At 42.6% G+C, this 12,976-nt stretch carries 11 protein-coding genes; 10 read left to right on the top strand and 1 reads right to left on the bottom strand.

Features of this window, described 5'->3' with window-relative positions:
* The first annotated feature begins 1 nt into the window (after window position 1).
* From DW125_RS00245 to DW125_RS00220, 6 genes are read left to right on the top strand one after another with little or no spacing between them, the layout of a single operon-like run.
* Complete coding sequence (locus DW125_RS00245; protein WP_021860804.1) at window positions 2–904, top strand: DUF2156 domain-containing protein; 903 nt, start codon at window positions 2–4, stop codon at window positions 902–904.
* Window positions 905–926: 22 nt separating this feature from the next.
* Window positions 927–2,120, top strand: a complete 1,194-nt coding sequence (locus tag DW125_RS00240) for a pyridoxal phosphate-dependent aminotransferase (RefSeq protein WP_117536749.1) — start codon at window positions 927–929, stop codon at window positions 2,118–2,120.
* Window positions 2,121–2,155: 35 nt separating this feature from the next.
* Complete coding sequence (gene hisC / locus DW125_RS00235) at window positions 2,156–3,211, top strand: histidinol-phosphate transaminase (protein ID WP_021860802.1); 1,056 nt, start codon at window positions 2,156–2,158, stop codon at window positions 3,209–3,211.
* A gap of 9 nt (window positions 3,212–3,220) precedes the next feature.
* Window positions 3,221–3,733: a COG2426 family protein gene (locus DW125_RS00230; protein ID WP_117536748.1), complete on the top strand. Its 513-nt coding sequence runs from the start codon at window positions 3,221–3,223 to the stop codon at window positions 3,731–3,733.
* Between the two features lie 29 nt (window positions 3,734–3,762).
* Window positions 3,763–4,734 carry a carbohydrate kinase family protein gene (locus tag DW125_RS00225; RefSeq protein ID WP_117536747.1) on the top strand — a complete coding sequence of 324 codons (972 nt, stop codon included), beginning with the start codon at window positions 3,763–3,765 and terminating at the stop codon, window positions 4,732–4,734.
* A complete protein-coding gene (locus tag DW125_RS00220) occupies window positions 4,718–5,749 on the top strand; it encodes a 3-deoxy-7-phosphoheptulonate synthase (protein WP_117536746.1) in 1,032 nt (343 codons plus the stop codon). The genes DW125_RS00225 and DW125_RS00220 overlap by 17 nt, the downstream gene beginning before the upstream one ends.
* Before the next feature lie 49 nt (window positions 5,750–5,798).
* Here the strand turns inward: DW125_RS00220 and DW125_RS00215 are convergent, their stop codons facing one another.
* Entirely contained in the window at window positions 5,799–6,158 is a 360-nt protein-coding gene (locus DW125_RS00215) for a helix-turn-helix domain-containing protein (RefSeq protein ID WP_117536745.1), read from the bottom strand.
* Window positions 6,159–6,348: 190 nt separating this feature from the next.
* Here DW125_RS00215 and DW125_RS00210 point away from each other — a divergent pair, with 190 nt between their 5' ends.
* The 4 genes from DW125_RS00210 (at window position 6,349) to DW125_RS00195 (ending at window position 12,944) form a co-directional block, all read left to right on the top strand.
* The gene (locus DW125_RS00210; RefSeq protein WP_117536744.1) at window positions 6,349–6,582 is read left to right on the top strand and encodes a hypothetical protein; all 234 of its coding nucleotides are present in this window, start codon (window positions 6,349–6,351) and stop codon (window positions 6,580–6,582) included.
* Between the two features lie 200 nt (window positions 6,583–6,782).
* A complete protein-coding gene (locus DW125_RS00205) occupies window positions 6,783–7,244 on the top strand; it encodes a hypothetical protein (protein ID WP_117536743.1) in 462 nt (153 codons plus the stop codon).
* 104 nt (window positions 7,245–7,348) lie between these two features.
* Window positions 7,349–8,404 carry a flavodoxin-dependent (E)-4-hydroxy-3-methylbut-2-enyl-diphosphate synthase gene (gene ispG / locus DW125_RS00200; RefSeq protein WP_021860795.1) on the top strand — a complete coding sequence of 352 codons (1,056 nt, stop codon included), beginning with the start codon at window positions 7,349–7,351 and terminating at the stop codon, window positions 8,402–8,404.
* Window positions 8,397–12,944 (top strand): PolC-type DNA polymerase III, encoded by a 4,548-nt coding sequence (locus tag DW125_RS00195; RefSeq protein ID WP_117536742.1) that lies wholly within the window; start codon window positions 8,397–8,399, stop codon window positions 12,942–12,944. Before ispG ends, DW125_RS00195 begins: the two co-directional genes overlap by 8 nt.
* Window positions 12,945–12,976: the final 32 nt, after the last annotated feature.

The raw sequence follows: 12,976 nt of genomic DNA, 5'->3' as shown, positions 1-12,976 counted from the left end.
TATGGAAGAATATCAGTTTAAAAAGGCAGCACTGGAAGACAAAGAGATCATTGATCACTATTTCAGGCATCATACCAGCCGGAGCTGCGAGAGAACTTTTGTAAATCTGTATCTCTGGTCAAGACAGTATCCGGTAAAATGGGCAGTCATAGAGAATACACTTGTATTCAAAAGTGAGGACGAGAATCACATTGCCTTTGCTTTTCCGGCAGGAAAAGATGAGGATGTGAAGAATGTGATCCCGGTTCTGGAAAGATACTGCGAAGACCGGGGACGTACATTTTCCATGTATAATGTGACACCGGATAATTTTGAACGTTTGCAGGAATGGTTCCCGGACAGATACCAGATCGAGTATGACCGTGACCAGGCGGATTATGTTTATGAGACTGAGAAGCTGGCAACCTTATCCGGTAAAAAATTACATGGCAAGCGGAACCATATTAATAAATTTAAAATTATGTATGAAGACCGCTGGAGCTACGAACCGATGACAAAGGATAATGTGGAAGACTGTTTCCAGATGGCATTAAAATGGAGAAATGAAAACGGTTGTGAGGAAGATCTGGAGAAGAATGCAGAGATCTGTGTGACACTGAATTCACTCAGATTGTTTGAAGAACTGGGTCTGAAAGGCGGTGTACTCCGTATTGATGGAGAAGTAGCAGCCTTTACGGTAGGAGAACCAATCTGTTCAGATACTTTTGGTGTGCATATTGAGAAAGCATATGCAGAAGTACAAGGGGCATATCCTATGATCAACCAGCAGTTTGTATCACATGAGTGCATGGATTACAAATATGTAAACAGAGAAGAAGATACCGGGGCAGAAGGCTTAAGAAAGGCAAAGATGTCCTACCGTCCGGTGTTCATGGTGGAAAAAGGCACTGTGACAAGAAAATAAATAATAAAAAGGAGTGTGTAACATGATTGCAGAGAAGATGAAAGGAATGGTAGCAAACAGTTCTGCCATTCGTGCGATGTTCGAAGAAGGTAACAGACTGGCAGAGATATACGGGGCAGAGAACGTTTTTGATTTCAGCCTTGGCAATCCGAATGTGCCGGCTCCGGAAGCAGTAAAAAAAGCGATTATCGAGCTTGTAAGTGAGAGTGATCCGATCGTACTGCATGGCTACACAAACAGCAACAGCGGTTATGCAGATGTAAGAGAGACAATTGCAAATTCGCTGAATGAGAGATTCGGAACTTCTTTTGAAGGAAAGAATATCATCATGACAGTAGGGGCAGCAGGTGGCTTAAATGTTATTTTGAAGACACTATTAAATCCGAGAGATGAAGTAATTGCATTTGCACCATATTTCGGAGAATACCGTTCTTATACGAACAACTTTGACGGAGTACTGGTTGAAATTTCACCAGATAAAGAGACGTTCCAGCCGAAGCTTGATGAGTTCGAGCAGAAGATCACAGCAAAAACAAAAGCAGTCATTGTGAACACACCGAACAACCCGACAGGTGTTGTATATTCAGAAGATACAATTAAAAAAATGGCAGCGATCATGGAAGCAAAACAGAAAGAATTCGGAACAGAGATTTATCTGATTTCTGACGAACCATATCGTGAACTTGCATACGATGGAGTGGAAGTGCCATATCTGACGAAGTATTATGACAATACGATCGTAGGATATTCTTACAGTAAGTCGTTATCACTTCCTGGAGAACGCATTGGATATCTTGTGATTCCAGACGAAGTAACAGACAGTGAAACGGTATTGTCAGCAGCTAATGTAGCAAACCGTATTCTCGGATTTGTAAATGCACCGACATTGCAGCAGAAAGTCGTTGCAAAATGCATTAACGAGAAGACAGATCTGTCTTTCTATGACAGAAACAGAGAGACTTTATACAATGGACTTCTGGAGTGCGGATTTGAGTGTATCAAACCACAGGGAGCATTTTATCTGTTTGTAAAATCCCCAATTGCAGATGAGAAGGAATTTTGCAGCATTGCGAAGAAATACAATCTGCTCCTCGTTCCGGGAAGCTCTTTCGCATGCCCTGGATATGTAAGACTTGCATACTGTGTATCTTATGAAACAATTGTAAATTCTCTTCCGAAGTTCAAAGAGCTTGCAAAAGAGATGAAATGTATCTAGGCAGTTGTTAATGATGTACAGATAAAGGAGAGTCTATGTATTCATTTGAAGAGAATATAAGGAAAGTAGAACCGTATGTTCCGGGAGAACAGCCGACCGGAAAAGTAATTAAATTAAATACAAACGAGAATCCGTATCCGCCGGCAAAAGGTGTGACAGAAGCGCTGGAGTCTATGAATACGGATCTTCTCCGCAAATACCCGGATCCGACAGCAGATATTCTTGTGAAAGAACTGGCAGATTTTTATAATGTCGGAGAGGAACAGGTATTTGTAGGAGTGGGATCGGATGATGTGTTATCCATGTGTTTCCTGACATTTTTTAATTCGGATAAGCCAATCTTTTTCCCGGATATCACGTATTCATTTTATGAAGTATGGGCGAACCTGTACCGCATCCCATATACGTGCAAGGAGCTGGATAAGAATTTTGAGATTGTTCCGGAAGATTATTACGGAGAAAATGGAGGTGTGATCTTTCCGAATCCGAATGCGCCGACCGGGCTTTATCAGGAACTTGATAAAGTGGAAGATATTATCCGACACAATCCGGATGTGATTGTAATTGTAGATGAGGCATATGTTGATTTTGCAGGAGAGTCAGCACTTTCATTGATTGACAAGTACGATAATCTGATCGTTGTGCAGACCTTTTCAAAAGCAAGATCCATGGCAGGCATGCGGATCGGATATGCGATCAGTAATCCGCATCTGATCAAATGCCTGAATGATGTAAAGTATTCATTTAACTCTTATACGATGAACCAGACATCATTGGTCTGCGGTGTCGAAGCTGTAAAAGACCGTGCACATTTTGAAGAAACGGTGCATAAAATTATCGAGACAAGAGAATGGGCAAAAGAAGAGCTGGCAAAACTTGGATTTGAGTTCCTTGATTCCAAGGCGAACTTTATCTTTGCAAAACATCCCGAATACGATGCAAAAGAACTTTTTGAAGCAATGAAAAAAGAGAATATTTATGTGCGTTTCTGGGGAAGCAGACGGATCGAGCAGTACATGCGGATTACAATAGGAACAAAAGAAGAGATGGAAACAATGTTTTCATTTCTTAAGAGATATATGAATAAATAGGAGAAGAATATGACAGAAACTTTAGTGCAGGGCCTGATACATGCCCTTAGAGGAAGCATGGGAAAAGAAGCAATCGTCTTTATCATTTCCATGATTCCGATCGTAGAACTTCGTGGTGCATTACTTGTTGCAGGACCAATTCTCGGTGTGCCGGTAGCAGAAGCAATTCCGCTTTCAATTATTGGAAATATCGTGCCGGTGCCTTTTATTCTGCTTCTGATCACACCGATCTTTGCATGGATGAAAGGAACGAAGAAGCTGAAACCACTGGTGGAAAAGCTGGAAACAAGAGCAATGAGCAAAAAAGACCAGATCGAGAAATATGAGTTCTGGGGACTTGTACTGTTTGTTGGTATTCCACTTCCGGGAACCGGAGCGTGGACAGGATCTCTGATCGCAGCGCTTCTGGGAATAAAATTTAAAAAAGCGTTTCCGGCAATCATGCTTGGAATCTGTATGGCAACTGTCATTATGTGGTTTGTTTCTTATGTCCTGCTTGGCGGCGTACATTTGCTTGGATAGAGAAAAGAAGAAAAACGGGAGAGACTATTATGGATAAGATTTATGACGTAACAGCGATGGGCGAGATGCTGATCGATTTTACGAAAAACGGAGAGAGTGAACAGGGAAACGGTCTGTTTGAAGCATGTCCGGGCGGAGCGCCATGCAATGTTCTTGCAATGCTGAACAAGCTTGGCAGAAAGACTGCTTTTATTGGAAAAGTTGGAAATGACCAGTTTGGAAGACTTTTAAAAGATACGATCGATGCGATCGGGATTGAGACAAAAGGTCTGATCTTGGATGAAGAGATTAAGACAACACTTGCCTTTGTTCATACATTTCCGGACGGAGACAGGGAATTCTCTTTTTATCGTAAACCAGGTGCAGATATGATGCTGGAAGAAAAAGAAGTTGATGAAGAATTGATTCGCGGATCAAAAGTATTTCATTTCGGTACATTGTCCATGACAGATGAGCCGGTTCGCACAGCGACAAAGAAAGCGCTTGAGACTGCAAAAGAAGCAGGATGTCTGATCACATTTGATCCGAATTTACGACCACCGTTATGGAAATCTCTGGATGAAGCAAAAGAGATGATGGAATATGGATTTACACAGTGTGATGTGTTAAAAATATCTGATAATGAGATCCAGTTTGTATCCGGAAAAGAAGACTATGATGAGGGAATTCAGTATTTACAGGATAAATATCACATTCCACTCATTTTCCTGACAATGGGAAAAGACGGAAGCCGTGCATATTACAAAGATATGCGTGTAGAAAAAGCGGGTTATCCGGTGAAAGCGATAGAGACAACCGGAGCGGGGGATACATTCTGCGGATGTGCGATCAATGGTGTGTTAAAATATGGAATCGATAATCTCACAGAAGAAAATCTGGAGGAAATCCTTCAGTACGCGAATGCCGGCGCAGCGCTTATTACATTAAAAAAAGGAGCTATCCGTTCCATGCCGGAACCGGAACAGATAGAAGAGATGATAAAAAATGGCAGTCAGAATTAATAAAGAACTTCCGTCACCGGCGGAATTAAAAAAAGAATATCCATTGTCGGATAAATTAAAAAACATTAAAGAAAAAAGAGATGAGATGATCAAGGATGTATTTGCCGGTAAATCCGATAAATTCCTTGTAATTGTCGGACCGTGCTCCGCGGATAATGAAGATGCGGTATGCGAATATGTAAACCGTCTTGCGAGAGTTAATGAAGAGGTCGAAGATCGTCTGATCCTGATCCCGCGTATTTATACAAATAAACCGAGGACAACCGGGGAAGGATACAAAGGAATGCTGCATCAGCCAGATCCGGAGAAAGCACCGGATCTGTACGCCGGAATCCTTTCCATTCGTAAGATGCATTTAAGAGCAATGGAAGAGACAGGGCTTACAGCGGCAGATGAGATGCTCTACCCGGAGAACAGAAGTTATCTGGATGATATTTTATCTTATGAGGCGATCGGTGCAAGATCTGTGGAAAATCAGCAGCATAGATTAACAGCAAGTGGAATGGACATCCCGGTAGGAATGAAGAATCCGACCAGCGGAAATCTCGAGGTTATGCTAAATTCCATTGTTGCAGCACAGAAAGGACATCGTTATATTTATCGCGGAATGGATGTGTCTACAAGCGGTAATCCTTATGCACATGCGATTCTGCGTGGTGGTGTAGATAAATACGGAACCTGTATTCCGAACTATCATTACGAAGACTGCATCCGCTTATATGACTTGTACCAGAAAAAAGATCTGGAGAATCCGGCAATTATTGTAGATGCCAACCATTCAAATTCGAATAAGAAATTCAAAGAGCAGATCCGTATTACAAGCGAAATTCTGCACAGCAGAAGATACAATCCGGCTCTCAAAGATATGATAAAGGGTGTTATGATTGAGAGCTATCTGGAAGAAGGAAGACAGGACATCTGTGATCATATGACTTACGGAAAATCAATTACAGATCCGTGTCTTGGATGGGACGATACAAGAGATCTGATTCTGAAGATAGCAGAAGAATGTTAATAGGAAAATAAAAAATACGTATACTAAAATCTCGGTTTTGGTATACGTATTATTGTATTTTTAAGTGGGAAGTTGTTTCCCAGGACTCTAAGAGTTCCAAGTAATGTAACAACTCCTTTTTCGATTGGAGTGACAGCTTACGGTATCTTGTAAGCAGGAGCGCTTCGGTCTGCGAAGTGTGCGGCTCATCAAAAGTGGTAATTTCAACAGGGGAATCATCAAGCAGATAATCTACACTGACATGGAACAAATCTGCCATAACATTCAGTTTGTCATGGGAAGGTTCTCGGCTTTTTGTTTCATATCCGGCAACAGTAGAACGTGCAACATTTAAAGCGGCGGCAAGCTGAGCCTGTGTCATATGATTTTGCCCGCGTAAAGCTTTTAATTTTTCAGCGAATGATGCCATAATACGTTACCGCCTTTCTGGATATTGGATAATATATATGTATTTTAACAATTGTTTCGATAAAGAACATAGAATGTGCCGAGACTCAACAATAAGCAGAATAAAAGTTCCGAAACGCAACACAAATGAGACATGAAAGGAACAAATCAGCTGGCATCATAAATTTATTATATGGAAAGGAAGCGATATTATGCGTCAGGAAAGATTTAAGATGGAAAGAGAAGGACTGGTTGAAGAAGGTCAGGAGGTTGTGATCAGCGAAAGAAGCGCCGTGACCGGTCAGTATACTTATCTGGTAGAGCCGTCAGTTGCAATGTCCGGCATTTACCGTACAAGAGAGCGTATTATGTCCCGAAAAGGGGTTATCAAGGAAATCGAGAAGACAGAGAGAGGCTTTTATCTCGTAGTGGAGATGGAGGAATAAAGTTATTTATACAGGGACAGACAAGAAATTTCACCGGATGCTAATTCCCCAAAATAAAAAATCTCCATTATGACTAAGAAAATTCAATAGAGGGAACATTATTTTGGAAAAGACACAAGGCGCTTGCCATTGACACCCGATTGGAAAAAACTTATAATTTGTATAAAGCATATTAGTATTATACGGAAGGACGAAGATAGATGTTTATAGCAAAGAATGATGAAGAACAAAGAAGCAGAATCTGGAGGGCAGTCGTACTGGTTTCAACTGCGCTGATCATCCTGATTGCAATCTTCCTGCTGACGAAGATGTTCACTTCCAATCCGGTAGAAGGAAACTGGAAGGATGAGAATGGAAGAATGGATCTGAGTATCCATGGCAGCGGTTCGGCAGATGTGACGCTGTTAGATTTCCAGGAGCAGGACAAAGTAGAAGTGCCTTTAGCTTATTCGATTGATAAGGATGCGAAGACGATTACATTTTCCTATGATGACGCGAAGTTAAAAAGCGTAGCTGATAAGTCTAAGGGTGCATATAGCGAAAATGATCTGGAGACAGCTCTTGAATCGCTGGCATCGACTTACACGTACAGTGTTGACCGGGAATGTCTGACACTTACGGAGAGCGAATATGGCGATCAGATGGTATTAGATAAGGAATAATTAAGATCCCTCTATTTTTCCTGTTCAAAGAAACGGGTGATAGAGGGTTTTTCCGACATTTAGAGAGAAAAGAAACAGAATAATTGCGGTTAAGGAGAGAAATTATGACAAGAGAACGTACGAAAGTAGTACAGATTGGAAATGTGAAGATTGGTGGAGGAAATCCGATTGCAATTCAGTCTATGACGAATACGAAGACAGAAGATGTAGATGCAACGGTTGCACAGATCCATGCGCTGGAGAAAGCAGGATGTGAGATTATTCGTTGCGCTGTGCCGACGATAGAAGCGGCGGAAGCACTTGGAAAAATCAAGAAGCAGATTCATATTCCATTGGTGGCGGACATTCATTTTGATTACCGGTTGGCGATTGCTGCGATTGAGAATGGCGCAGATAAGATCCGTATCAATCCGGGAAATATCGGGGATGCATCCCGCGTGCAGGCAGTGGTAGATAAGGCAAAAGAACATGGCATCCCAATCCGTGTCGGGGTAAACAGCGGTTCTCTGGAGAAGAATCTGGTAGAGAAATACGGTGGCGTTACAGCTGAAGGCCTGGTTGAGAGTGCCATGGATAAAGTACATATGATTGAAGAGATGGGCTATGACAATCTGGTTGTCAGCATCAAATCTTCCGATGTACTGATGTGTGTGAAAGCGCATGAGCTGATCGCTGACCAGTGTAAATATCCATTACATGTAGGTATTACAGAGTCCGGTACTTTACTTGCCGGAAATATTAAGTCATCCATTGGGCTCGGTCTGATTCTGCATCAGGGAATCGGAGATACGATCCGTGTATCACTGACCGGAGATCCGACAGAAGAGATCAAGTCTGCAAAATTAATTTTAAAGACACTCGGACTTCGTAAAGGTGGAATCGAAGTTGTGTCCTGTCCGACCTGCGGAAGAACGAAGATCGATCTCATAGGTCTTGCAAATCAGGTAGAGCAGATGGTAGCTGATATTCCGCTTGATATCAAAGTTGCGGTGATGGGCTGTGTCGTAAACGGACCGGGAGAAGCAAAAGAAGCAGATATAGGAATCGCCGGAGGAATCGGAGAAGGACTTCTGATCAAGAAGGGCGAGATTGTGAAGAAAGTAAAAGAAGATGAGTTGTTAGAAACATTAAGATGGGAGCTTTTACACTGGAATGAATAAAAAATTTTTTGAAGTATTTCCAACATTAAAGGTGAAAGATGATATGCGTCTGTTATTACAGGACGTAGAAGTTAGCAAAGTCACGACGAATTCTAATCGTGACTTTGTCCGTATTCATATAGAAAGTGCACATTTGCTTCAGAAGAAGATGATCTACCGTGTGGAATCTATGGTAAAGGAGCAGTTATTCGGAAAAAACAGACTCCAGATAGAGGTAAAAGAGCAGTATCATTTATCGGCACAGTATACGCCGGAGAATCTGCTTAACGAGTATCTGGACAGTATTCTGGAAGAACTGGGGACGGAGAGTGTCGTAGAGCGCAGCATGATGCAGAGCGCTACGTGGTCTTTTGATACGGAAAATGTACTGAGACTCCAGCTTACAGATACAATTGTTGCAAAGGGCAAGAAAGAGCATCTCGTACATTATCTGGAGCGGATATTTGCAGAGCGTTTTTGCTGTCCGATTGAAGTACACGTTACATATAAGAAAGCAAAAGACAGCAAATTAAAATATAATGACCAGAAGATTCAGCAGGAAGTAGAAGCAATTCTGGAACACACAGCGGCAGTGAGAGAAGAAAATGCCACTCAGGAAGCGGAAGCTTCAGACGAAGATAAGAAAAAAGAAACGAAAAAAGAGGAAAAGAAAGCAGCAGCGGTGCAAAAGTCTGCATCAAAACCAATGACTGGTGGAAAGGGTAAGAAATTTTCCGGAAACTTTGGTAAAAAAGAGCGGTTTTCTCCATTTAAGCGGAATCCGGACGATCCGAATCTGCTCTATGGACGTGATTTTGATGATGATCCGATCGAGTTATCCACAGTTGTAGGTGAGATGGGTGAGATTACCTTCCGTGGCAAAGTCATTGAATTTGATACCCGTGAGATCCGTAATGAGAAGACAATTGTCATGTTCGCAGTGACAGATTTTACCGATACGATCATGGTTAAGATGTTTGTAAGAAATGAGCAGCTCCCAGATGTATTAGGTGATATCAAGAAAGGCGCTTTTCTGAAAATCAAGGGTGTAACAACGATCGATAAATTTGACGGAGAACTGACAATCGGTTCGGTAACCGGAATCCGCAAGATCAGTGATTTCACAGAATCCAGAATGGATACTGCGCCGGAGAAACGTGTGGAGCTTCACTGCCATACAAAGATGAGCGATATGGACGGTGTCTCTGAGGTAGTTGATATTCTGAAGCGTGCCCATGAATGGGGACACAAGGCGATCGCAATCACAGACCACGGCGTGGTACAGGCATTCCCAATTGCCAATCATTTTATTGAAGGATTGGATAAAGACGATCCATTTAAGGTGATTTACGGAGTGGAAGGTTATCTGGTTGATGATCTGCAGGATGTTGCAGTGAATGAAAAAGGGCAGAGCCTGAATGACACATATGTAGTATTCGACCTTGAGACGACCGGATTCAGCTCAATCAAGGACAAGATTATCGAGATTGGTGCTGTAAAGGTGGAAAATGGAGTGATTACTGACAAATTCAGTACATTTGTCAATCCGAAAGTGCCGATTCCGTTTGAAATTACGAACCTGACGGGCATTACCGATGACATGGTTATGGAAGCGCCGGATATCGAGACGATCCTGCCTCAGTTTCTCGAATTTGTCGGAGATGCGGTACTGGTGGCACACAATGCAAGCTTTGATGTAAGCTTTATTGAACAGAATTGCAGATATCAGGACATCACACCGGATTTTACATCGGTAGACACGGTAGCGATGGCGAGAATCTTACTGCCGACTTTATCGAAGTTTAAGTTGAATGTTGTGGCGAATGCACTGCACATTTCTCTGGAAAATCATCACCGCGCTGTTGATGATGCGGGAGCGACGGCAGAGATTTTCGTAAAATTTGTGGAAATGCTGCGCGCCAGAAATATTAAGACGTTGACGAAATTAAACCAGTTTGGAGCGCAGAATAAGGATGCGATCAGGAAATTACCGTCCTATCATGTAATTATTCTTGCAAAGAACCAGACCGGTCGTGTGAATCTTTACAAACTGGTGTCGGAGTCACATCTGGACTTTTATGCGAGACGCCCGCGTATTCCGAAGAGTGAGTTGTCAAAATACAGAGAAGGCTTGATTGTAGGAAGCGCCTGCGAAGCGGGAGAGCTGTATCAGGCAATCTTAAATGATAAGTCTGAACAGCGGATTTCCAGAATTGTCAACTTCTATGATTATCTGGAAGTACAGCCGCTTGGAAACAACGAATTCATGATCGACAGCCCGAAGATTACGAAGGTAAACAGTGAGGAAGATTTGCGTGAGATCAACCGGAAGATTATTGCGTTAGGTGAAAAGTTCAATAAGCCGGTTGTGGCAACCTGTGATGTGCATTTTCTGAATCCGGAAGATGAAGTGTACCGCCGGATCATTATGGCGGGTAAGGGATTCCCGGATGCGGATAACCAGCCGCCGCTGTATCTGCACACAACGGATGAGATGTTAGAAGAATTTGAATACCTCGGTTCTGCGAAAGCAAGAGAAATCGTAATAGAGAATCCGAACCGGATTGCCGATATGATCGAACGGATTTCCCCGGTGCGTCCGGATAAGTGTCCGCCGGTTATCCCGGATTCGGATAAGACGTTGCGTGAGATCTGTTATAATAAAGCGCACTCCATGTATGGAGAGGAACTTCCACCGGTTGTTACGGAACGTCTGGAGAGAGAGCTGAACTCTATTATTTCCAACGGATTCGCTGTTATGTATATTATCGCACAGAAGCTGGTATGGAAATCAAATGAGGACGGCTATCTGGTAGGTTCCCGTGGATCCGTAGGATCTTCTTTCGTTGCTACGATGGCGGGAATCACGGAAGTTAATCCGCTAAGCCCCCATTATTACTGCCCGAATTGTCATTACAGTGATTTTGATTCGGATGAAGTGCGTGCGTATGCCGGAGGCTGTGGATGGGATATGCCGGATAAGAACTGCCCGGAATGTGGCACACCGTTGATCAAAGATGGTTTTGACATTCCATTTGAGACTTTCCTTGGATTCAAAGGAAATAAAGAGCCGGATATTGACCTGAACTTCTCCGGTGATTATCAGAGTAATGCGCATAAATATACAGAAGTTATTTTCGGAGCAGGTCAGACTTACCGTGCCGGAACGATCGGTACGCTGGCAGATAAGACAGCGTTCGGTTATGTGAAGAATTATTATGAAGAGCGCGGACAGGGAAAGAGAACCTGTGAGATCAATCGTATTGTAGGTGGATGTACCGGTATCCGCAGAAGTACCGGACAGCATCCGGGTGGTATTATCGTACTTCCACTGGGTGAGGATATTAACTCGTTCACTCCAGTGCAGCATCCGGCAAATGATATGACAACAGATATTATCACAACACATTTTGATTACCATTCCATCGATCACAACTTATTGAAGCTGGACATTCTCGGACATGATGATCCGACAATGATCAAGACGCTGGAGGAATATATCAGCTCACCGGCGATGGACAATGAATACAATGAAACAGATCACAAATTTGTAGCGACGGATATTCCGCTGGATGATCCGGACGTAATGTCACTCTTCCACGATACATCGGCGCTTGGAATCGCACCGGATGATATCGGAGGCTGTCCGGTTGGCTGCCTTGGTATTCCGGAGTTTGGAACGGATTTCGTTATCCAGATGGTTGTCGATACGAAACCAAAGACGTTATCGGATCTGATCCGTATCTCCGGTCTGTCTCACGGAACGGATGTATGGCTGAATAATGCGCAGGATCTTATCAAGAGTGGCAAGGCAACGATTTCCACAGCAATCTGTACGCGAGATGATATTATGACGTATCTGATCAATAAAGGACTGGACAGTGAGGAATCCTTTACGATTATGGAACGTGTGCGAAAGGGAACAGTAGCAAAGGGAAAATGTAAGGAGTGGCCAGACTTTAAGAAAGATATGATCGACCATGATGTACCGGACTGGTATATCGGTTCCTGCGAGAAGATCAAATATATGTTTCCGAAAGCCCATGCGGCTGCATATGTCATGATGGCATACAGAATTGCTTATTGTAAAGTTAATTATCCGCTGGCATATTATGGCGCTTATTTTGGAATCCGTGCTAATGCATTTTCTTATGAAAAAATGTGTCAGGGTAAGGAAAAGCTGCAATATTATATCAATGACTATACAAGAAGATCTTCCTCGCTTACGAATAAAGAGCAGGATGAGATGAAGGATATGCACATCGTGCAGGAAATGTATGCGAGAGGATTTGAATTTATGCCAATCGATATTTATAAAGCGAAAGCGACAAAGTTCCAGATCATTGACGGAAAACTGATGCCGCCGTTCTCTACGATTGATGGAATGGGAGATAAGGCTGCAGAGGCAGTAGAAGTTGCCGCAAAAGATGGTCCATATCTGTCCAGGGATGATTTCAGACAGCGTACAAAAGCAAGTAAGACGGTTATTGATACGATGAATGATCTTGGATTGTTTGGAGAACTGCCGGAATCCAACCAGTTATCATTGTTTGATTTTTAAACGGATATTTTAAATCATCATTACAGAAATAT

The sequence above is a fragment of the Dorea sp. AM10-31 genome (assembly GCF_003435815.1).
In the GTDB taxonomy this organism is placed as follows: Bacteria; Bacillota; Clostridia; order Lachnospirales; family Lachnospiraceae; genus Dorea_D; species Dorea_D hominis.
The sequence above is the reverse complement of the archived record's forward strand: the minus strand, read 5'-3'. Positions and strand labels throughout refer to the sequence as shown.